18 protein-coding genes are annotated in these 21,899 nt (G+C 71.4%); 12 read left to right on the top strand and 6 right to left on the bottom strand.

The window, feature by feature from the left end; translation table 11 throughout:
* Positions 1-45: 45 nt before the first annotated feature.
* From ODJ79_RS23715 to ODJ79_RS23690, 6 genes are read left to right on the top strand one after another with little or no spacing between them, the layout of a single operon-like run.
* Positions 46-1,560: an ABC transporter ATP-binding protein gene (locus ODJ79_RS23715; RefSeq protein ID WP_317620694.1), complete on the top strand. Its 1,515-nt coding sequence runs from the start codon at positions 46-48 to the stop codon at positions 1,558-1,560.
* A complete protein-coding gene (locus ODJ79_RS23710) occupies positions 1,557-2,822 on the top strand; it encodes an ABC transporter permease (protein ID WP_263025746.1) in 1,266 nt (421 codons plus the stop codon). Before ODJ79_RS23715 ends, ODJ79_RS23710 begins: the two co-directional genes overlap by 4 nt.
* Before the next feature lie 5 nt (positions 2,823-2,827).
* Complete coding sequence (locus tag ODJ79_RS23705; RefSeq protein ID WP_263025745.1) at positions 2,828-4,096, top strand: ABC transporter permease; 1,269 nt, start codon at positions 2,828-2,830, stop codon at positions 4,094-4,096.
* A 28-nt stretch (positions 4,097-4,124) separates the two neighbouring features.
* Positions 4,125-4,844, top strand: a complete 720-nt coding sequence (locus ODJ79_RS23700; protein WP_263025744.1) for a cytidine deaminase — start codon at positions 4,125-4,127, stop codon at positions 4,842-4,844.
* On the top strand, positions 4,841-6,118 hold the full coding sequence (locus tag ODJ79_RS23695; protein ID WP_263025743.1) for a thymidine phosphorylase: 1,278 nt from the start codon (positions 4,841-4,843) through the stop codon (positions 6,116-6,118). Before ODJ79_RS23700 ends, ODJ79_RS23695 begins: the two co-directional genes overlap by 4 nt.
* Before the next feature lie 6 nt (positions 6,119-6,124).
* Positions 6,125-6,805 (top strand): DUF4272 domain-containing protein, encoded by a 681-nt coding sequence (locus tag ODJ79_RS23690; protein ID WP_263025742.1) that lies wholly within the window; start codon positions 6,125-6,127, stop codon positions 6,803-6,805.
* Here ODJ79_RS23690 and ODJ79_RS23685 read toward each other — a convergent pair.
* Complete coding sequence (locus tag ODJ79_RS23685; RefSeq protein WP_263025741.1) at positions 6,802-7,758, bottom strand: putative RNA methyltransferase; 957 nt, start codon at positions 7,756-7,758, stop codon at positions 6,802-6,804. The genes ODJ79_RS23690 and ODJ79_RS23685 overlap by 4 nt on opposite strands.
* A 26-nt stretch (positions 7,759-7,784) precedes the next feature.
* Between ODJ79_RS23685 and ODJ79_RS23680 the strand changes: the two genes are divergently transcribed.
* The 5 genes from ODJ79_RS23680 to ODJ79_RS23660 all read left to right on the top strand — a co-directional run bounded on the left by ODJ79_RS23680 (position 7,785) and on the right by ODJ79_RS23660 (position 14,530).
* Positions 7,785-8,870 carry an adenosine deaminase gene (locus ODJ79_RS23680; protein WP_263025740.1) on the top strand — a complete coding sequence of 362 codons (1,086 nt, stop codon included), beginning with the start codon at positions 7,785-7,787 and terminating at the stop codon, positions 8,868-8,870.
* 455 nt (positions 8,871-9,325) lie between these two features.
* Positions 9,326-13,024: a nitrate- and nitrite sensing domain-containing protein gene (locus ODJ79_RS23675; protein ID WP_263025739.1), complete on the top strand. Its 3,699-nt coding sequence runs from the start codon at positions 9,326-9,328 to the stop codon at positions 13,022-13,024.
* Positions 13,021-13,425 carry a roadblock/LC7 domain-containing protein gene (locus ODJ79_RS23670; RefSeq protein ID WP_014447580.1) on the top strand — a complete coding sequence of 135 codons (405 nt, stop codon included), beginning with the start codon at positions 13,021-13,023 and terminating at the stop codon, positions 13,423-13,425. The genes ODJ79_RS23675 and ODJ79_RS23670 overlap by 4 nt, the downstream gene beginning before the upstream one ends.
* 132 nt (positions 13,426-13,557) lie before the next feature.
* Positions 13,558-13,938, top strand: coding sequence for a DUF742 domain-containing protein (locus ODJ79_RS23665; protein WP_122982576.1), 381 nt, complete (start codon positions 13,558-13,560; stop codon positions 13,936-13,938).
* A gap of 1 nt (position 13,939) precedes the next feature.
* On the top strand, positions 13,940-14,530 hold the full coding sequence (locus tag ODJ79_RS23660; RefSeq protein ID WP_263025738.1) for a GTP-binding protein: 591 nt from the start codon (positions 13,940-13,942) through the stop codon (positions 14,528-14,530).
* Positions 14,531-14,706: 176 nt separating this feature from the next.
* Here ODJ79_RS23660 and ODJ79_RS23655 read toward each other — a convergent pair whose 3' ends face one another.
* Complete coding sequence (locus tag ODJ79_RS23655) at positions 14,707-15,396, bottom strand: HAD family hydrolase (RefSeq protein ID WP_263025737.1); 690 nt, start codon at positions 15,394-15,396, stop codon at positions 14,707-14,709.
* A 137-nt stretch (positions 15,397-15,533) separates the two neighbouring features.
* Here ODJ79_RS23655 and ODJ79_RS23650 point away from each other — a divergent pair, with 137 nt between their 5' ends.
* On the top strand, positions 15,534-16,190 hold the full coding sequence (locus ODJ79_RS23650; RefSeq protein ID WP_263025736.1) for a 4a-hydroxytetrahydrobiopterin dehydratase: 657 nt from the start codon (positions 15,534-15,536) through the stop codon (positions 16,188-16,190).
* A gap of 48 nt (positions 16,191-16,238) precedes the next feature.
* Here the strand turns inward: ODJ79_RS23650 and ODJ79_RS23645 are convergent, their stop codons facing one another.
* The 4 genes from ODJ79_RS23645 to ODJ79_RS23630 form a co-directional block, all read right to left on the bottom strand.
* Positions 16,239-18,494 carry a transposase gene (locus tag ODJ79_RS23645; protein WP_263025735.1) on the bottom strand — a complete coding sequence of 752 codons (2,256 nt, stop codon included), beginning with the start codon at positions 18,492-18,494 and terminating at the stop codon, positions 16,239-16,241.
* 67 nt (positions 18,495-18,561) lie between these two features.
* On the bottom strand, positions 18,562-19,425 hold the full coding sequence (locus ODJ79_RS23640) for a DNA primase (RefSeq protein ID WP_263025734.1): 864 nt from the start codon (positions 19,423-19,425) through the stop codon (positions 18,562-18,564).
* 119 nt (positions 19,426-19,544) lie between these two features.
* Entirely contained in the window at positions 19,545-20,336 is a 792-nt protein-coding gene (locus tag ODJ79_RS23635; protein ID WP_263025801.1) for an aldehyde dehydrogenase family protein, read from the bottom strand.
* A gap of 136 nt (positions 20,337-20,472) precedes the next feature.
* Positions 20,473-21,891 carry an aldehyde dehydrogenase family protein gene (locus tag ODJ79_RS23630; protein ID WP_263025733.1) on the bottom strand — a complete coding sequence of 473 codons (1,419 nt, stop codon included), beginning with the start codon at positions 21,889-21,891 and terminating at the stop codon, positions 20,473-20,475.
* Between the last annotated feature and the right edge of the window lie 8 nt (positions 21,892-21,899).

Below are 21,899 nucleotides of genomic sequence, written 5' to 3'. Positions count from 1 at the left end.
CTGAGACTCGAACTGCGCGGCATCACCAAGCGCTTCGGCGACCTGGTGGCCAACGACCACATCGACATCACCGTCGAGCCCGGCGAGGTGCACGCCCTGCTGGGCGAGAACGGCGCCGGCAAGTCGACGCTGATGAACCAGCTCTACGGCCTGTTGCAGCCGGACGAGGGCGAGATCCTGGTGGACGGCGCGGCCAAGGTCTTCCGTAGCCCCCGGGACGCCATCGCGGCCGGCATCGGCATGGTCCACCAGCACTTCATGCTGGTGCCGGTCTTCACCGTCGCGGAGAACATCGCGCTCGGCGCCGAGGACGTGCGCGGCGGCCCGCTGGGCATCCTCGACCGGCGGCGCAACCGCCGCGACGTGCTGGAGACCTCGAGGAAGTACGGCCTGCCGGTCGACCCGGACGCGCTGGTGGAGAACCTGCCGGTCGGCGCGCAGCAGCGGGTCGAGATCGTCAAGGCCCTGACCCGCGACGTCGACCTGCTCATCCTGGACGAGCCGACCGCGGTGCTCACCCCGCAGGAGACCGACGAGCTGCTCGCGGTGATGCGCGGCCTGGCCGAGACCGGCAAGTCGATCGTCTTCATCACGCACAAGCTGCGCGAGGTCAAGGCGATCGCCGACCGGATCACGGTGATCCGCCGTGGCCGCACGGTGGGGACCGCCACCCCGGACACCTCCGAGGAGGAACTGGCCGCGCTCATGGTCGGCCGGGACGTCAACCTCGAGGTCAGCAAGACCCCGGCCGAGCCCGGCCGCGAGGTGCTCAAGATCTCCGGCCTGGTGGTCGACGACGACCGCGGCGTCCGGGCGGTCGACGGCGTCGACGTGGAGGTCCGGGCCGGCGAGGTGCTGGGCATCGCGGGGGTGCAGGGCAACGGCCAGACCGAGCTGGTCGAGGCGATCATGGGCCTGCGCGCCATCCGGGCCGGCTCGATGGAGCTCGACAACGAGGACCTGGCCGCGATGGGCACCAAGAAGATCCTGCGGTCCGGCGTCGGCTACATCCCCGAGGACCGCAGCCTGGACGGCGTGGTCAAGGAGTTCACGGTCGCCGAGAACCTGGTGCTCGACATGTACGACCGGCCGCCGTTCGGCAACGCGTTCAAGCTCAACCCCAAGGCGATCAGCGACTCCGCCCGCGCCCGGGTCGAGCAGTTCGACATCCGCACCTCATCGGCCGAGCACACGGTCAGCACGCTCTCCGGCGGCAACCAGCAGAAGGTCGTGGTGGCCCGGGAGATGTCCCGCCCGCTGCGGCTGATGATCGCCAGTCAGCCGACCCGCGGCGTGGACGTCGGCTCGATCGAGTTCATCCACAACCAGATCATTCACGAGCGGGACAACGGAACCGCGGTGCTCGTGGTCTCCAGCGAGCTCGACGAGGTGGTCGGCCTGGCCGACCGCATCGCGGTGATGTACCGCGGCCGGATCCTGGCCACGGTCTCGCCGGACATGCCGCGCGAGGAGATCGGCTTGCTGATGGCCGGCATCACCGACGGAGCTGCGCCGTCGCCCGGTCCTTCGGGGGCCGCACAGGAAGAGGGAGCCGAGTGAGCACCGACGTCGCGGAGACGCCCGCCAAGCCGGCGCCGCCCGAGAAGAAGGACTCGTTCCTGAGTCTCTTCCTCAAGAACCTCTGGTCGGCGAACACCTTCACGGTCACATTCCTGTCGATCTTCCTGGCCCTGGTCATCGGCGCCGTGCTGATCGTCATCTCGGACTCCGAGGTGCTGGCGAAGTTCTCCTACTTCACCGCCCGGCCCGGCGACGCGCTCAACGCCAGCTGGGACCTGGTCAGTCAGGCGTACGCCGACCTGTTCAAGGGCTCGATCTTCGACCCGGCCGCGGTCGAGGCGTGGCTCAACGGCACCGGGACCTGGCAGGCCGCACTCGGGCCGATCTCCGAGACCCTGACCTACGCAACCCCGCTGGTCTTCACCGGCCTCTCGGTGGCGATCGCCTTCCGCGGCGGCCTGTTCAACATCGGCGGCCAGGGCCAGGCGGTGATCGGCTGCATCCTCGGCGCGGTGGCGGGCTTCGCGTTCAGCCTGCCGCCGGGCATCCACCTGATCGTGGCGCTGCTGTTCGGCGCGCTCGGCGGCGCGCTCTGGGGTTTCCTGCCCGGCCTGCTCAAGGCGCGGACCGGCGCGCACGAGGTGATCACGACGATCATGCTCAACTACACCGCCGCGCTGCTGCTGAGCTGGCTGATCGAGCAGAAGGGCGTCCACGACCCGAAACGCAGCGACGCGATCAGCAAGGCGATCCACGACTCGGCCGTGCTGCCGGCACTGCCCGCGCCGCTGCGGGTGCACCTGGGCATCGTGCTCGCGGTGCTGGTCACGGCCGGGGTCGCCTGGCTGATCAACCGGTCGTCGTTCGGCTTCGAACTGCGCGCGGTGGGCGTCAACCCGCCGGCCGCCAAGACCGCGGGCATGAGCGTGGCCAAGACGTACACCCTGCTCATGGTCGTCGCCGGCGGCCTGGCCGGCCTCGGTGGCGCGGTTCAGGTGCTGGGCACCGCCGACAAGCTCACCGACCAGGTGGCCGGCACCATCGGCTTCGACGGCCTGCTGGTCGCGCTGCTCGGCCGCAACAAACCGTGGGGCACGCTGCTCGCCGCGATCCTGTACGGCGCGCTGCGGGCCGGCGGCAACCTGATGCAGGTCGACCTGGGCATCTCGCTCCAACTGGTCACCGTGCTCCAGGCACTGATCGTCATCTTCATCGCCGCCCCCGCCCTGGTGAAGGCGATCTTCCACCTCCGCGCCGCTCGCTCCGCACGGCTCGGTACCTCGATGGCTAAGGGCTGGTGAGCCGCGTGTCGACGGCAACCTTGGAAGACGCGACCGTGGTCGACGCCCCGGAGCCCTTCTGGAACCGGGACCGGCGGCTCGGCGCCGGCATCACGATCATCGGCCTGATCGCGACGTTCGTCTTCGGCTCGCTCGCCGAGTCGAAGACCGCCCGGTTCACGATCAGCGCGGACGCCGGCGGCGCCGCCATCTCGATCAACGGGCAGGTCGGCACGATCGTGTTCGGCCTGATCACCCTGGCACTCGGCGTGGTCATGCTGATCGGCAAGTCCCGCCGCTGGCAGACGCTGCTGCTCAGCCTCGGCATCCTGTCCTTCGTGCTGTCGTTCCTGTGCTGGCAGGTGGCCGGCAAGTTCATGCCGCTGGTCGACACCCTGGACGGCAGCCTCGAGTACGCTCTGCCGCTCATCCTGGGCGCCCTGGCCGGCGTGCTCGGCGAGCGCTCCGGCGTGGTCAACGTGGCGATCGAGGGCCAGTTCCTGATGGGCGCGTTCGGCGCGGCCCTGGTCGGCACCCTCGCCACCAGCGTCTGGGCCGGCCTGGTCAGCGCCATGGTCGGCGGTCTCATCATCGCCGCGATGCTGGCCGTGCTGGCCATCCGCTACCTGGTCGACCAGGTCGTGGTCGGCATCGTGCTCAACCTGCTCGCGCTCGGCATCACCGGCTTCCTCTACGAGCGGCTGATGCAGCCGAACGCGCTCAAGTACAACCAGCCGCCGAAGATGCCCGAGTGGAAGATCCCCGGCCTCGGTGACATCCCGGTCATCGGCCCGGTGCTGTTCCACGCCAACCTGCTGGTCTGGCTCGCCCTGATCCTGGTCCCGGTGATCCACTTCGGGCTCAAGAACACCCGGTGGGGCCTGCGTACCCGGGCGGTCGGCGAGCACCCGACCGCGGCCGACACGGTCGGCGTCCGGGTGCGCGGCCTGCGCTACCTGAACGTGCTGCTCGGCGGCCTGGTCGCGGGCGCCGGCGGTGCGTTCTTCACGCTGGTGTCCACCGGCGCGTTCAACAAGAACATGACCGCCGGCACCGGCTTCATCGCGCTGGCCGCGCTGATCTTCGGGCGGTGGACGCCGTTTGGGGCGCTCGGTGCGGCGCTGTTCTTCGGGTTCTCGCAGAAGCTGGCGTACTACCTCAGCGTGGCCGGCAGTCCGGTGCCCAACCAGTTCCTCAACATGCTGCCGTACATTGCCACGATCATCGCCGTGGCCGGGTTGGTCGGCCGGGTCCGGGCGCCCGCCGCCGACGGTGTGCCGTATGTAAAGAGCTGATCATTTGCCATGGGGCAGAATCGGCTCCATGGAGATCGACTGGGCTGGGCTGCGGGCCGCCGCCATCGAGGCGATGCGGCACGCGTACGCGCCCTACTCCGACTTTCCGGTCGGCGTGGCGGGCTTGGTGGACGACGGCCGGGTGGTCGTCGGCTGCAACGTGGAGAACGCGTCCTACGGCCTCGGGCTCTGCGCCGAGTGCGGGCTCGTCAGCTCGCTGCACGCGACCGGCGGCGGCCGGCTGGTGGCCATCTCCTGCGTGGACGCCAACGGCGAGCCGCTGATGCCCTGTGGGCGCTGCCGGCAGCTGCTCTACGAGCACGGTGGCCCGGAGTGTCTGGTCGAGGCGGTGCCGGCCCCGCTGCGGGTGCACGACCTGCTGCCGTACGCGTTCGGCCCGGCCGACCTGGACAAGGTCAACGGCCCGGCGCTCGGTCATGAGGTGCCCTCGGACCTCGCCAAGTGGCGTGGCCGAGGCACGGTCTTCGTGCACCCCGATCTGGCCGGCGGCACTACGGTCTGGACCGGGTACTGGGAACGGTCCGGGGGCAGCCCTTCGGAGGGCGACGCCGAGAAGGGCGTGCTCGAGGAGGGCCCGAACTTCCCTACCGCTGCCGAGGCGGTCGCTTGGGGACAGGTCCGCACGCCGCGGATCGTGGTGGTGGACGCGTCCGGTGGGCTGGCGTGGGCCGGCGAGGGAGAGCCGCCGGAGGGCATCCCCGCAAAGTGGAACGAGGAGCAGGTATGAGCGAGTTCGCGGCGGTCGACGTCATCCGGGCCAAGCGGGACGGGCACGTGCTGTCCGACGCGCAGATCGACTGGGTGGTCGACGCGTACACCAAGGGCGTGGTCGCCGACGAGCAGATGTCGGCGCTGGCCATGGCGATCCTGCTGCGGGGCATGACGGCCGCCGAGATCGCCCGCTGGACCGCCGCGATGATCGCCAGCGGCGAGCGGCTCGACCTGTCCGCGGTCACCCGGCCCACCGCCGACAAACACTCCACCGGCGGCGTCGGCGACAAGATCACTCTGCCGCTCACCCCGCTGGTGGCAGCCTGCGGCGCGGCCGTGCCGCAGCTCTCCGGCCGAGGGCTCGGCCACACCGGCGGCACCCTGGACAAGCTCGAGTCGATCGCCGGCTGGCAGGCGTCGATCTCCAACGACGCGTTCAAGCGGCAGCTGCAGGAGGTCGGCGCGGTGATCTGCGCGGCCGGCGAGGGCCTCGCGCCGGCCGACCGCAAGCTGTACGCGCTGCGCGACGTCACCGGCACGGTCGAGGCCATCCCGCTGATCGCCAGCTCGATCATGAGCAAGAAGATCGCCGAGGGCACCGGCGCGCTGGTGCTCGACGTCAAGGTCGGCTCCGGCGCCTTCATGAAGGACCTGGCCACCGCCCGGGAGCTGGCGAGCACCATGGTGCGGCTCGGCAAGGACAGCGGGGTCACCACGATCGCCCTGCTCACCGACATGAACACCCCGCTCGGCCTGGCCGTGGGCAACGCGATCGAGGTGGCCGAGTCGGTCGAGGTGCTGGCCGGCGGCGGGCCGGCCGACGTGGTCGAGCTGACCCTGGCACTGGCCCGCGAGATGCTGGCCGCGGCCGGGATCGACGCCGACCCGGCCAAGGTGCTCGAGTCGGGGGCGGCGATGGACACCTGGCGCCGGATGATCGCGGCGCAGGGCGGCGACCCGTCTTCTGTTCTGCCCGTGGCACGGGAGAACGAGGTCGTCCGGGCCACGACCGACGGGGTGGTGACCGCGGTCGACGCGTACGGGATCGGAGTGGCCGCCTGGCGGCTCGGCGCCGGGCGGGCCCGCAAGGAGGACCCGGTCAGCTTCGGCGCCGGCGTGCTGCTCAAGGTGAAGCCGGGCGATCGGGTACGGGCCGGAGATGTGCTGTTCGAGCTGCGTACGGATGAACAGTCCCGAATTCCCGCGGCGCGCAACCTGGCGGCCGAAGCGGTGATTGTCGGAGATGTCGCCCCAACCCTTACCCCGCTCGTCCTTGACCGCATAGCCTGACGCACCATGACGAAGGCCGCACCCGACCCTCGCACGGTGCGCGAGGCGAGCCTCGACGAGGTCGAACGCCTCGGGCTCCCGCTGCCGCCGCCGGGCTTCCCGCTGATCTGGGAGGCCGGCGACGCGGTCGAGCTGCGCCCGACGTTCGACATCGAGGCGCGGGCCGCGGTGCTGCACGTGGTGGTGGCCCGGTGCTTCGGGATGCCCACCGAGCTCGCGATGGGCTGGCTGCTCGGGTCGCACCTGGTCGACCTGGTCACCCCGCCGGAGTGGCAGTTCGTGATCGGGGCCAAGGGCGACCACCGCTCGTTCGTCCTGCACCACGACGCGGTCTTCGCGCTGGCCTGGCTGCTGGGCCTCAGCCGGCACCTGGACCCGACCGTGCCACCCGAGGGCCGGTTGATGGCGGAGATGCCCGACCTGCCGGCGGGGGAGACCTTCGGCAGCTGGCGGTCCCGGTCGCTGATGTCGCCGCGTGACCCGATCGAGGCGGCCATCCTGCTCGATCTGTACTACTGCCTGGACTGGGCGTTCCAGGAGGCGGAGCGGATCGGGATGCAGCCGCCCGGCGAGATCGACGGCAACGCGATCGGGCAGCGGCGCTGGGCGCTCGAGTGGGCGATCGTCTTCCACGGCCCGTATCACGACAAGCCCCCGGAGTGGGAGGAAGTCGACCTCTCGGTCTAAACCGGGCGATAAACGTTCAAGGTGACCTCGGCGGTCACCGTGACGTCCTCCGTCGGTGCGCCGGCGCCGTGGTGGGCGCTCGGCGTCATGCCGATCAGCGTGCGAGCCTCGGTGGCGTTCAGCCTCATTTGGCTTTTTAAGTTCTTTGTCGTTTTTAGCAGAAAAAAGTCGTCCAAACTGCTGCGGACCCGTCGTTCCTTGTCCGGATCCACCCCGATCATTCCGTACGCGGTGACCAGCTCTCGCAGGTGCCCGGCGGCCGGCGTGACCACCAGCAGGACGCCGTCCGGCCGCAGGACGCGCCGGAACTCGGCGCCGTTGCGCGGGGCAAACACGTTCAGGACCGCCGCCGCGCACCCGTCCACGATCGGCAGCGGCCGCCACAGATCGGTCAGCACCGCCGCCGCCCGCGGGTGCGCGCGGGCCGCGCGGCGCAGCGCTGGCTTGGACACGTCCAGCCCGACCCCGCTCGATGTCTCGCCCGGCGCCGGGGTCGGCGTCTCGCCCAGTGGCCGGGTCGGCGTCTCGCCCGGCGCTGGGGTCGGCGTCTCGCCCAGTGCCCGGGTCGGCGTCTCGCCCGGCGCTGGGGTCGGCGTCTCGCCCGGCGCCGGGGTCGGCGTCTCGCCCGGCGCTGGGGTCGGCGTCTCGCCCAGCGCCCGGGCCAGGTAGAAACCGGTGCCCACGCCCGCGTCGACCAGGAAACCGCTCGGCGCCGCCGCGGCGAGCGCGTCCGCGATGAAGTCGTAGTGGCCGGCGGCCAGGAACGTCTCGCGGTCGGCCACCATCGGCGCGGAGTCGCCATGGTGCGGGAGGCGACCGGCGCTGAGGTCGGCGTACCCCTGCTTGGCCAGGTCGAAGCTGTGGCCGCGGGCACAGCGCAGCGCCTGCTGCGACCGGGTCAGCGGCTGCGCGCAGTTCGGGCACCGCAGGTACGGCAATGCTGCGTCGATCATCCGTTTCCGACCTCTAGGCTCGGCTGATGGCGGCCATCACGCACTCCGACATCGTCAAGGCGCCCAAGGCGCTGCTGCACGACCACCTCGACGGTGGCCTGCGGCCCGAGACCATCCTCGAGCTCGCCGAGGCCGTGCGGCACCCGTTGCCGGCAAACGACGCCGAGGCGCTGGGCGCCTGGTTCGTCGCGGCCGCCGACTCCGGCTCGCTGGAACGCTACCTGGAGACGTTCGCGCACACCGTGGCGGTCATGCAGACCGAGGCCGGGCTGCACCGGGTGGCCCGGGAGTGCGCGCTCGACCTGGCCGCCGACGGGGTCGTCTACGCCGAGGTGCGCTACGCGCCCGAGCAGCACCTGGAGCGCGGGCTCTCGCTGGACGCGGTGGTCGACGCGGTGAACGCCGGCTTCGTCGACGGCTGCGCCGAGGCGGCCGCCCAGGGCCGGCCGATCCGGGTCGGGGTGCTGCTGACCGCCATGCGGCACGCGGCCCGCTCGCAGGAGATCGCCGAGCTCGCCGTCCGCTACCGGGACGCCGGCGTGGTCGGCTTCGACATCGCCGGCGCCGAGGCCGGCTTCCCGCCCACCCGCCATCTGGACGCCTTCGAGTACCTGCAACGGGAGAACTTCCACTTCACCATCCATGCCGGCGAGGCCTTCGGGCTGCCCTCGATCTGGCAGGCCATCCAGTGGTGCGGGGCCGACCGGCTCGGCCACGGGGTCCGTTTGGTGGACGACGTCACCGGAACGCCGGCCGGGGGCGACGCGGCGCTCGGCCGGCTGGCCGCCTATGTGCGGGACAAGCGGATTCCGCTGGAATTGTGTCCTTCGTCCAATGTGCAGACCGGGGCGGCCCCCTCGATCGCCGAACATCCGATCGGGCTCCTGCACGATCTCCGCTTCCGGGTCACCGTCAACACCGACAACCGGCTGATGAGCGGCACGTCCATGTCGCGGGAGATGGCCCTGCTCTGCGAGGCCTTCGGGTGGGGCTGGGCGGAACTGCGCTGGCTGACCATCAACGCGATGAAATCGGCGTTCATCCCGTTCGACGAGCGGCTGGCGATCATCGACGAGACCATCAAACCGGCGTACGCGAAGCTCCTGGGCTGAGGGCGGCCGGCCGTCGGGTTTGTGCCGTCTGGCAAATAGCACCCCTCCTATGGGTCGCGATGCTCGCGGTTCGGTCGGCTTCCTCATCCGTTCGGCCAGAATGGTCCCAACAAAGACTGCAAAATCGGGCATCTCACCTTGCTCTGGGGGCGGTACCGCGCCATCGTTCCTCCTGCCGCGATCCACTACGATCGGGCCCGTTCGGCCGGCGCCACCCCCACGCCATGCCGAGCGGAGCGAGTGACACTGAGAAACGCGCACAGATACAGGCAGTTACATCGAACCGGCGATGAGCGTCCAGGACAGGACAACATCGCATCACACAGCCGGTCCGTGTCCGACTGCTCTTTCTCTTTGACACTCGTCGTGATGGAATCTCGGGGGCCCGACGCGGTAGTCGGCCGTGTGCGGCGTCCGGCGATCCGAAGCCGGGCCCGAATCAGGAGGACGGTGACGTGAGCAAGCGCCCCAAGACGGCGACCGGCGTCATGTCGCGTCTCCGTCGGCCGGCCGATCGGCTGCGAGATCTGCCGATCTGGTCGAAGCTCGGCTTGATCATGCTGGTGCCCACCCTGGCGACGATCATCGTCGGCGTCAGCGGTCTCGTGGACCATATCGATACGGCCAGCAACGCGGAGCGCGCACGCAACCTTTCGGCTCTGTCGGAGGCCGCCGGTGGCCTCGTCGACCGGCTGCAGAACGAACGCGCCTACGGCGTGATGATCAAGGTATACGGCAAGACGCCGGTCGGCCAGGCGGCCGCCACCGCGTACCTCAAGGAGAACGCGGCCACCGACCAGGCGAAGGTGCCGTACTCCCAGCAGAAGGCCTCGCTGGACGACGTGCCGCCGAAGGTGGCGACGCTGCTCCTGCGCCTCGACCGCAACCTCGAGGAACTGCCGGCCAAGCGCACGTCCATCGCGAAGGGCCAGCTGGGACAACCGGCGGACGTCGCGAGCACGTACGACATCCTCATCAACGACCTGCTGACCGTGCGCGACATCTCGGCCCAGCTGTCCAGCGACTCGGAGCTCGCCGACCACCTGCGTACCGTCGCGGCCGTGGCCCGGGCCAAGGAGTACGTCGCCGAGCAGCGCGACCTCGGCCACGAGGTGCTCGGTGTGGGCGACTTCAACCCTGCCCTGCGCCAGCGGTTCCTGCTCACCGTCGCCGGCTTCGACTTGGCATCCGGCACGATCCACTCGATCGGCACCGACGCCGAGGTCCAGCTCTTCGAGCGCATCGACAGCGTTCCGGACGGCCGCGCCGCCACCAACCTCACCGTGCAGCTCAAGTCGCTGCAGGGCGCCAACACGCGCAACATCCCGTACGACGCGCCGTCGTGGGAGAAGGCGATGATCGGTTACAACAACCTGTTCCGCCAGGTGGAACAGAAGTTGGACTCCGACGTCGTCGCCGAGGCCACCAACCTGCGCAACGACGTGAACCGGCGAGTCTTCATCGAGACCAGTGTGCTGCTCGCGATGCTGCTGCTCGCGATCCTGTTCGCCTGGCTCGTCGCCCGGTCGATGGCCCGCTCGCTGCGCGAGCTGCGCCAGGGTGCGCTGTCGGTGGCCCAGTTCGGCCTGCCGCACGCGGTGTCCCGCCTGCGGGACCCGGCGCTGGCCACCTCGCTCACCCCGGCGCAGGTCGCCGACCAGATCGCCGAGCCTCTCCCGGTGCGCAGCCGGGACGAGTTCGGGCAGGTGACCGAGGCGTTCAACGCGGTTCACCTCGAGGCGGTGCGCACCGCGGCCGAGCAGGCCGCCCTGCGAGCCTCCGTCGCGACGATGTTCGTCAACCTGGCCCGCCGTTCGCAGATCCTGGTCGACCGGCTCATCGGTCACCTGGACCGTCTGGAGCGCGGCGAGGAAGACCCGGACCGCCTGGCCGAGCTCTTCCAGCTCGACCACCTGGCCACCCGGATGCGTCGTAACGACGAGAACCTCCTGGTCCTCGCCGGCGCCGACTCGACCCGCGTGCAGCGCGAGCCGGCCGCCCTGATCGACGTGCTCCGCGCCGCGCAGTCCGAGGTCGAGCACTACACCCGCATCGAGTTCGGCATGATCGACCGGGACATCGAGGTCGCGGCGCACGCCGTGAACGACATGGTCCACCTGGTCGCCGAGCTCTTCGACAACGCGACCGCGTTCTCCCCGCCCAACTCGACGGTCACCGTCGAGGCCCGGCGACTCGGCGACGGTGCGCTGCTGTCGGTCGAGGACCGCGGCATCGGCATCAGCCGTGAGCAGTTGCGCGACCTCAACGAGCGGCTCGCCAACCCGCCCATGGTGGACGTCGCCGTCTCCCGGATGATGGGCCTGGTCGTGGTCGCCCGGCTGGCGAACCGGCACGGGGTCAAGGTCGAGCTTCGGCCGGCCGACTCCGAGCGCGGCACGGTGGCCGAGGTCGGCCTGCCGGTGCAGGTGCTGATCGCCGGCGCGATGGCCGGCCGCAGCGTCCAGTCCGGTGGCTACGAGAGCCTGCCGCAGGGCGGCCGTCCCGGCCTGCCCGAGCCGCTGGCTCTGGAGAGCGGCGGCCGCGGTGGCTACCCCGGCGGCCGTCCCTTCGACCCGAACCCGCCGATGAACAACGGCGGCATGCTCGGTGCCGGCGGCCGGTCGGTTCCGGCCTGGTCCGACCTGACCGGCGCGCCCGGCAACGGCGGCAACGGCATGGGTGGCAACGGGTTCGGCCCGGCCAACGGCATGGGTGGCAACGGCTTCGGCCCGGCCAACGGCATGGGTGGCAACGGCTTCGGCCCGAGCCCCTCGACCAACGGCATGGGTGGCAACGGGTTCGGCCCGGCCAACGGCATGGGTGGCAACGGCTTCGGCCCGAGCCCCTCGACCAACGGCAGCAACGGCAACGGGAACGGCTCGGCCAACGGCTTCTACGGCCCGCGGAGCAACGAGATGATCCCGCCGCTGCCGCAGGGCCCGCAGGGCTTCGCCGGCCCCGACGGCCTGCCGCAGCGCCGTAACGGCGAGCAGCCGCGGCCCGAGGGTGACAGCGGTTACGGGCCGACCATCCCGCGCCAGCTGCCGTCCAACCCGGAGAGCCAGGGTCGCGGTGGGTCCGTCCCGTCGATGCCCCCCATCTCCGCGCCGCCGTACGCCCGGCCCACGTCGGTGCCGCCGGCCAACGAGCCGCCGGTGTCCGGCCCGCCCACGAGCGGTGCGCCGGTCGCGCCGCCGGCCTGGCCGCCGGCCCCCGAGCGGGACCAGACCGCTGCCCCGCACGTGCCGGAAAGCCTTGCCGCGGCGCTCGACATGACCGCCGAGATCCCGCGCTACCGGCCGGGCGGCGTCGACCAGCAGCCGCAGGTCGAGCGTCCGACCAACCCGCAGACGGCGCCGATCCCGTCGTCCGCCCCGCCGGCTCGCCCGGTGTCGGCGGCCCCGGTGACCGGCACGCCGATCTCCAGCGCCTCGCCGATCGACGCCCAGCGGGCGGCCGCGGCGGCCCGGGCGGCTCACGAGATCGCGGCGGCGCAGGCCGCCGAGGCGCAGGCCACCGCGGCGGCGCAGATCGCCGCGGCGCAGGCCGCGGCCCGCCAGCGGGACAGCGCACAGGGCCAGTTCGCCGACGAGACGATGGAGCTGCCGATCTTCCGCGAGCTGGAGTCGGCCTGGTTCACCACGGCTCACCCGGCCGAGCAGAAGCCGGCCGGCGACGATGGGACGGCCCAGCGCATCCCGACCGGCGAGCCTTCTCGTACGGTTGGCGTGCCACAGCAGGCCGGACCGCCCGAATCCCGCGACCATGACCCCGCTCCGGTGGGCGTCGGGGCCGCGAACGGCTACGGTACTTCCAATGGCAGCGGCTCGACCGGCGGCGGTGTGGCAACCAACCCGTGGCGCACCGCGGCCGACGAGGGTTGGCAGGCCGCCCGTGCGGCTGCCGAGCACACTGTTGACACCACCACCACGGCCGGGCTGCCCAAGCGCACACCGATGGCGCAGCTCGTCCCCGGCGGTGTCGACCGGGGCGGAGATCCCGCCCAGAAACGTACTCCGGAGGGCGTTCGCGGTCTGTTGTCCGCGTACCACCGGGGTGTGCAGCGCGGTCGCACCAAGGAACAATCGACCAACCCGGAGGAGACTCCGGGAGGGCAGCAGTCCTCGCAGGCTGGCAAGGAGCATGAGGCATGACATCTACGCAGGATCTCGGTTGGCTCCTGGCCAACTTCGCCGACCGCGTTCCCGGAGTCGCACATGCGATCGCGGTCTCCGCCGACGGTCTGCTCCTGGCAGCCTCGCGGGACCTTCCGCGTGACCGCGCCGACCAGCTGGCGGCTATCGCCTCCGGCCTGGTCAGCCTCACTCAGGGCGCCGCAAGGTGCTTCGAGGGCGGTGCGGTTCTGCAGACGGTCGTCGAGATGGACAACGGGTTCCTCTTCCTGATGTCGATCTCCGACGGCTCGTCGTTCGCGGTTCTCGCGGCGCGCAGCTGTGACGTCGGGCAGGTCGGTTACGAGATGGCTCTTCTCGTCGACCGGGTCGGCGAGGCACTTACTCCGGCTCCGCGGTCCGCGGCCGGGGTACTCGGCTGAACGAGCCGTGGGCCGGCTGAGCCAACGGGGTTTACCGGACTGTTCCATCGAGTGCAGAGCCACTCGGCGGCTGTTCAAAACATTGAACACACATACACTTCTAAGGGTTCGAGGAAGGGGTGAGCGGTGACGATGCCCGAGCGCGATGAGCCGACCGGCGCGCTGGTCAGGCCGTACGCCGTGACCCGCGGTCGGACCCGGCCGAAGCTTGAGATAGCGCTGGAAGCGCTGGTCGAGACAACCGTGCGCGGCCGATCTGGAATGATCCGCGGCGGGCAGGGTGGAAGCGAGCATCAGTACATCGCGGCTATGTGCGACGGCGGCCGTGTGCAGTCGCTCGCGGAAATCGCCGCACGCATGCAACTGCCGCTCGGTGTGGCTCGAGTGATCGTCGCGGACATGGCCTCCGATGGCCTGGTCGCGGTGTACGAGCCCACCTCGCTGGAAGACGAGACCGACGCGGTAGGCACTGAACTGCTGGAAAGGGTGCTGAGTGGACTTCGCAGGCTCTGACATGTCGCACCGTCCCGCTGCTGGGGGGCGCGTTACATCGGCGAAGATTGTCATCGCCGGTGGGTTCGGCGTCGGTAAGACGACGCTGGTCGGGTCGGTCTCGGAGATCACCCCGCTGACCACTGAGGCCATCATGACCTCGGCCGGTGTGGGTGTCGACGACAACCGGCAGGTGCCGGGGAAGATGACGACCACCGTCGCCATGGACTTCGGCCGTATCAGCATCGACCGTGACCTGATCCTCTACCTGTTCGGCACGCCCGGCCAGACGCGGTTCTGGTTCATGTGGGACGAGCTGGTGCGTGGCGCGATCGGTGCCGTGGTCATGGTGGACACTCGGCGTCTCGCCGACTGCTTCGCCGCCATCGACTTCTTCGAGCACCGTCGCCTGCCGTACCTGGTGGCGATCAACTGCTTCGACGGCATGCAGTACCACAACGCGCAGGACGTTCGCGACGCGCTCGCGATCTCCAGCGACGTGCCGGTGGTGAGCTGCGACGCCCGGAACCGTGAGTCGACGAAGAACGTCCTCATCTCGCTTGTCGAGTATGTGCTGACGATGCGTCGTTCACGCGCCGTGGCGCCGGCCTGAGCGACGAGCGATCGGGCGATCTCTGTCCGCGGAAAGCGCGGACCGGGGTCGCTCGTCGCATACCTGGTCCGGGGGCCGAGCCCCCGGATGCCGCACGGTGTCGTCGTCGCGGTCGCTGCGAGTCATCACGTGCGTGAAGCCCCGCTCCGAGAACTCGGAGCGGGGCTTCTGCCTGTTCAGGAACCGATCAACGTGGGTAGCTCGTCGAGGTCGGCGATCACCAGGTCGGGGCGGTACGGGTCGGGGTCGGTGCGGTAGTCGTGCACACCCGGGTAGCCGGCGTTGCTGACCAGCACCGGGCGCATCCCGGCCCGGCGCGCGCCGTCGTGCTCACGGCTGCCGCCGTCCCCCACGTACCAGCAGTCGGCCGGGGAGACGCCGAGACGGGCGCTCACGGCCACGTAGAGGCGCGAATCGGGCTTCCGGCACCTCTCGTGCCAGGAGAACACTGCAGCGTCGATACGGGGCGCATAGGGCGTCATCGGCCAGGATTCGTATAACTCGCTCGAGCAGTCGCTGATCAGCCCGATCCGGAAGCCGTCGGCGCGTAGCCGGTCGAGCAGGTCGAGGACCCCGGCGCGGGGTGGCCGCACCAGCTCGGCGCCGGCCAGCTGGACCGCGACCGCCGCGTCGAGCCGCTCCTCGGCCGGTTCGATGCCGCAGCGCCGGGCGATCGCCCGCAGCGTGGCCCGGGTGCCGCCGAGCCGGCCGACGATCCGCTCGGGGAAGCTTGCCGCCATCTCCCGCCAGAACTGCTCGGCCGGCACGCCCAGCGCGGCCGCGGTGGCGGTGAACGACGCGCGGCGGCCGGCCTCGGCCCCCGGATCGGTCAACGTGCCGAAGAAGTCGAAGACGATCGCGCGCACCGCGTCATGATGCCAAACGGGGCAGGAGGGGCATGCTGACGAAGCCGCACCGCACGCACCGCGCCGAACGCGGCAGGAGGGGCATGCTGACGAAGCCGCACCGCACGCACCGCGCCGAACGCGGCAGGATGGCCTGCATGACGAAGCTGACGGGAAAGCAGATCGCCGCGGAGGGGCTGTCCGGCTGGGTGCTGCTGGCCAACAGCCTGCAGACCCGGATCCGCAGCGGTGACTTCGCGACCGGCCTGGCCCTGGTGAACGCGATCGGCCGGGCGGCCGAGGAGATGAACCACCACCCGGACCTCGACTTGCGCTATCCGCACCTGAACGTGCGGCTGGCCAGCCACGACGAGAACGGGGTCACCGGCCGGGACGTCCGGTTGGCCCGCACCATCTCCGCCCTGGTCGCGGACGCGGGACTGACCCAGTCGGCGCGCGGGGTCAGCGAGCTCGAGCTGGCCCTGGACACCCCGGCGCTCGCCACGGTGCTGCCGTTCTGGGGTGCGGTGCTGGCGATGGAGCCGGACCGGGGGCCGGACGTCGGGGACGACCTGCGCGACCCCGCCGGGACGCTGCCGCTGATCTGGTTCCAGGAGTCGGGCAGCGAGGAGCCGCGGCAGCGCTGGCACCCGGACGTCTGGGTCGACCCGGCCGAGGTGCAGCCCCGGATCGACGCGGCGGTCGCGGCCGGCGGCACGCTGGTCAGCGACGCGGAGGCGCCCAGTTTCTGGGTGCTGGCCGACCCCGAGGGCAACAAGGTCTGCCTGTGCACCTGGCAGGACCGTGGGGCTTGAGCGAAAGTGGCCGCGACCCGTCCGGGTCGCGGCCACCTGTTCGAAGAACTATCGGGAGCTGTAGTTTGCGTTGTTCCGGTAGTCGTCGGCGCCCTCGCGGTCGCGGGTGAAGTCCCACCCACCGGCCGACTCGCGGCCCGGACGGCCACCCATCGCGAACCCGCCGATCTCCTGGCCGCGGCGCCAGCCCCGGAAGTAGCCGGTGGTGTGTGCCGCGATGCTCGCCGCGTCGCGCACGATGCGCAGCGGGCGCTCGTCGCGCAGCGGGGAGCCCGGCACCAGGTTGGCCTGGGGAACCCGCTTGGGCAGGCCGGCCGAGGTCTCGGCCGCGATCTCCGGCGTGGCCGCCCGCTGAGCCGCGCGCCACCCGCTGTCGTTCGGGTTGGCCCAGTCGAGATCGGCCGAGGTGTCGCTGTGCCCGGTGAACCAGGCCGACCGAGCCGCCGCGAAGATCAGCAGGTCGGTGTCGTTGCCGTCGGCCGCGACCGGCGGCGTGGTGCTGCGGTCGAGCGCGGTGAGCTTGGTGCTCGTCGTGCTCGGCGCCGAACCGCCGCGGCGGCCGGAGATCCGGCTACGCTCGCCGTCGACCACTCGCAGCGACGGCGGCTCGTTGATCGGCGGCAGGCCGCCGGTCAACGTCGCATCCAGGCCACCGCTCAGCTGGGGCTCGACCAGGCGCAGGGCCGGCGGCTCCTTGGGCATGTCCTGCCACGGCGGCTTGACCCGGCCGGTGCTGGTCGGCGGCGCGCTGATCGACGCGGCCGGCGAGGCCGCCTCGTCGCCGCCCGGGTTGATGAGCGGCCAGTTCGCCCGGGAACCCGGCTCGGTCGGCTCGGGCCGCTGGGTCGGCATCGGCAGCGAGTAGTCGGTGGCGCTGCCGGGCGCGGGGCTCGACGGCGCGCGGCTGGGCCGCGGCGGGACGACCGTGCGCTGCCGCTCGGCACGGGCGCTGTTGATCGCCGCGTTGGTGAGGGTGGCCCGGAACGGCTGCCCGCTATCGGCCGGCGACACCGAGGCCGGCGGGAACGAGCCCCCCGGCAGCGACGCGGCAGGCAGCGATGACGGCGGCATGGCCGGCGGCCGCGAGGCGGCCGGCGACGACGGCGCGGCGGCCGGGGACGGCCGCGAGCCGGGCGTGATCGGCGTCATGCCGGGTGGAGGCGGAGGCACCGAGACCGGGCGGTTGCTGGGGATCGGCGAGCGGTTCGGGAACACCGTCGCGGCGGCGGGCGCCGCGGGCGGCGGCGCGACCGGGCGCGGCGCGAGCGGCGGCGGAGCCACCGGGTCGGGCGCCACGGGCGGAGCGTTCATCGGCTGCGGGATGGCGCCGACGCCGGTGCTGGTCGGCTCGCGGCGGCTGCGCCGACCGGCGGCGGCCGCCGGCCCGGACCGCGCCGCGGCGGCAGCCGGATCGGCCCGGCGGGTGGCCGGGACGCTGCGCGCGGCGATCGTGCCGATCAGCGAGGCGCAGGCGGCGTCGCAGGCACGGACCGCGGCGATCGCCTGGCGAACCGTCTCGGCGGCGGCCGGGGCGAGCGACTTGTTGACCCCGCCGCGGCGGGGTGACTCACTGATCGCGACCTGCAGCGCGGTGACCGCCGAGATGATCTCGTCGTCGGTGCCGGCGCCGGCCCGGATCAGCTCGACCGCGACCTGCTCGGCCACCTGCTGCGGCTCGGCGCCCTGCGAGGTGAGCCGGCCCGGCTCGGGCAGCGCGTCGAGCACGGCCAGGGCGAGTGCGTGGGCGGGGTCGGGATACGCCCGGAGGGCGGCCGGGTAGAGCTCGCGAAGCACCTCCCGCAGCGCGCCGGCGGCCGCGCTCCGACCGGTCAGCAGGGCCACGTGGGCGGCCAGGACCGGCTTGTAGCTGACCAGCTCCCGCGGGGTGGCCTGGGTGACCGCGGCGATCGCGCCGGCCTGCAGCGCCCGGGCCAGGCCCACGGCCCGGCGGGCGGCCGGCGGGGCCTGCATCTCCTCGATCGAGTCGTCGTCGGCGAAGCGCTCGGCGAAGTCGTCGGTGGCGTCGTCGTCGGTGACGACCAGCGGCCGGCCCGCCGCGATGAGCAGGGACGTGACCAGGTGGTCGTCGCTGTCGGCGGCCACCGCGGCGTCGGTGAACCCACTCGTCCGTTCCACGAGCAGCATGCCCAGCTCGGCGTACCCGCCGGGGTCGTCGCTGATCTCGTGGACGCCGAGCAGCCGGCCTGCGTCATCAACCACGGCAATGGTCAGCTGCGCGGTTGGGGCCGCACGCACCGAATCATCAGCCGACGCGAGACCGCAGTACACGCGCACGAGCGCCACGGCGTCGTCCTCCTCCCCGGGATGGGATGCTGTCCAAGGCCAAGCACTGATGGTCCCTGGTTAGGGGTCAGTCGCGCCAGTCCACAGCGGCAGAGATCTTGCCGATTACCGAGCGCCACCCGAGACTTGCCTGTTGTGCCCCGATTTTCTTCAGCCGGCGGCGGCCGAAGAATCCACCCATCCCGCCGCTTTCCGCGGACCGGAGGGCCTCGTCGAGATCATCGAGCGGCGAGCCGGGCGACAGGGCCAGGATCACCGGCTTGAGCCGAAGACCATACCCCAGATCGCGGGCGACCTCGCCGGCCGCGATGAGCAACGGCAGATCCCACGTGTCGTGCCCGCCGCGCAGGTTTTCCACCACGAGGTCTAGCTCGTAACGGTCGTCCGGCGACGGGTCGATGTCGGTCGACTGTACCCGCTCGGCGAGGGTCGCCCAGCTGTCAAGTTGTGCGAGGTCGTGCGGAGCACCCGAACGAATGAAGGAGACCAGCGATTCGGGGCTCTTGAAGGCGAGCAGGCGGCCCTTGTGGCTCAGGAACATGGGCACCTCCTCATCGGCCTCCTGCTCCTCGGCCTCGTCCGTCTCGTCCTCGAACTCGGCCGGATCGGGCTCCTCCGCCTGCGCCGCATCCGGGTCGTCCTCGCCCTCGGCGAGCAGCGCCTGGAACTCCTCGTCGACGATGACCTCTTCCTCGTCATCGCGGGAGCCGGCGCCCTTGCGGGCGTCGAACGGGTCGTCGTCCTCCACCGCGGTCTCGGTCGGGGTCAGCTCGGAGGACATCCGGAAGGCGCGCAGGGTCAGTCCGACGCCGGCCGGGAGGGCGATCTCCACCGGTTCGATCCGGACGTCGTCCCAGAGCTCCTGTCCGGAGAGACCGGACTTGTCGTCCACCGGCGTCGACGCCTCGGACTCGTCGGACTGGCTGGCCACGGTGACCTCCGGGATGACTTGCGCACGGTTGGACGGTGATTCTGCCGACACACCCTAGTGGGCGTGCCTGAGTGCGCGCCGACCATCCCCCTACTTCGGTATCGGCCGATAAAAGTGGGTCAATAGCCCTTCGGGTGCCAGACCGTCTTGGTCTCCAGCAGAGCGGTCATCGGACGCAGTCCCGGGTCGGCGGTGAAGTCGACCTCGCCGCGCGGGCGCAGCACCCGCTTGAGCGTGCCGGAGGCGGCCCGTTCCAGGTCGGCGGCCAGCTCCGGGTCGGCCACGCCGGTCAGGTCGAGCGCGTTGACGTCGTCGTGCGAGGCGAGCCAGGGCGCGGTCTCGGCGGCGCGCCCGGTGAGGATGTTGACCACCCCACCGGGTACGTCCGAGGTGGCGAGCACCTCGGCCAGGGTGATCGCCACCTGCGGGCCGGCCGCCAGCACGACCACGGTGTTACCGGTGACGACGGCCGGGGCCACCACGCTGACCAGGCCGAGCAGCGAGGCCGGGGCGACCACGGCGACCACCCCGGTCGGCTCGGGCGCCGAGATGTTGAAGAACGGGCCGGCCACCGGGTTGGCGTTCCCGGCCACCTGGGCGATCTTGTCGGCCCAGCCCGCGTACCAGATCAGGCGGTCGATCGCGGCGTCCACCTCGGCGGCCGGGACGCCGAGGGCGGCGAACTCGGCGCGCCGGGCCTCGATCATCTCGGCGATCCGGTAGACGACCTGGCCGCGGTTGTACGCGGTGGCGCCGGCCCACTTGGGCTGGGCCTTGCGGGCCGCGACGACCGCGTCGCGCGCGTCCTTGCGGGAGGCGAGGGCCACGTTGTCGCCGTCCACGAGATAGGTCCGTCCTGACTCGCTGCGCGGGAAGGCCCCGCCGACGTACAGCTTGTAGGTCTTGCGCACGGAAAGCCGGCCGGGTGCGGGCTCGGCGGCCGGCGTGGGCTTGGCGGCGGCCGTGGGCTTGGCGGCGGCCGCGGGCTTGGCGGAGGCCGCGGCTTTCGCCGCCTTCTTCGCCGCCGGCGAGGTGGTGGGTGCTGACTTAGGCAAGGTACGCCTCCAGGCCGTGCCGGCCACCCTCGCGGCCGTAACCGGATTCCTTGTAACCGCCGAACGGTGACGTCGGGTCGAACTTGTTGAACGTGTTGGCCCAGACCACGCCGGCCCGCAGCTTGTCGGCCACGGCCAGGATCCGCGAGCCCTTCTCGGTCCAGACGCCGGCCGACAGCCCGTACGGCGTGTTGTTGGCCTTTTCGATCGCCTCGTCGGGGGTGCGGAAGGTCAGCACCGAGAGCACCGGTCCGAAGATCTCCTCCCGGGCGATCCGGTGCGCCTGGGTCACGCCCGTGAAGATCGTCGGGGCGAACCAGAAGCCGCGGTCCGGCAGCTCGCACGGCGGCGACCAGCGCTCGGCGCCCTCCGAGCTCCCGATCTCCGACAACTCGGTAATCTTGGCGAGCTGGGCCGCCGAGTTGATCGCGCCGATGTCGGTGTTCTTGTCCAGCGGGTCGCCCACCCGCAGGGTGGCCATCCGCCGCTTGAGCGAGGCCAGCAGCTCGTCGGCGATCGACTCCTGCACCAGCAGCCGGGAGCCGGCGCAGCAGACGTGCCCCTGGTTGAAGAAGATGCCGTTGACGATGCCCTCGACCGCCTGGTCGATCGGCGCGTCGTCGAAGACGATGTTCGCCGCCTTGCCGCCCAGCTCGAGGGTGAGCCGCTTGCCGGTGCCGGACACCGAGCGGGCGATCTGCCGGCCCACCTCGGTCGAGCCGGTGAAGGCGACCTTGTCGACGTCCGGGTGCTCGACCAGGTAACGGCCGGTGTCGCCGGCGCCGGTGATGATGTTGACGACGCCCGGCGGAAGGTCGGCCTGGCGGCACACGTCGGCGAAGAACAGCGCCGAGAGCGGGGTGGTCTCGGCCGGCTTGAGCACGACCGTGTTACCCGCGGCGAGCGCCGGCGCGATCTTCCAGGCGAGCATGAGCAGCGGGAAGTTCCACGGGATGACCTGGCCGGCCACGCCCAGCGGCCTGGGGTCCGGACCGAAGCCTGCATACGCCAGCTTGTCGGCCCAGCCCGCGTAGTAGAAGAAGTGTGCGGCGACCAGTGGCAGGTCGACGTCGCGCGACTCCTTGATCGGCTTGCCGTTGTCCAGCGACTCGAGGACCGCCAGCTCGCGGGAGCGCTCCTGGATGATCCGGGCGATCCGGAACAGGTACTTCGCGCGCTCGGCGCCGGGCAGCGCCGACCACGGGCCGAAGGCGCGGCGGGCGGCCGCGACGGCCCGGTCGACGTCCTCCGGGGCGGCCATGGCGACCTCGGCGAGGACCTCCTCGCTGGCCGGGCTCACCGTCTTGAAGGTGCCCTTGCCGTCGGAGAACTCGCCGTCGATGAAGAGGCCGTAGGTGGAATCGATGGAGACGATCGAGCGGGATTCGGGTGCCGGGGCGTAGTCGAACATGTGTGGCC

The organism is Actinoplanes sp. KI2, assembly GCF_025630775.1.
Taxonomy (GTDB): domain Bacteria; phylum Actinomycetota; class Actinomycetes; order Mycobacteriales; family Micromonosporaceae; genus Actinoplanes.
Note: the sequence above shows the minus strand (reverse complement) of the source record. Positions and strands in the feature narration are given on the sequence as shown.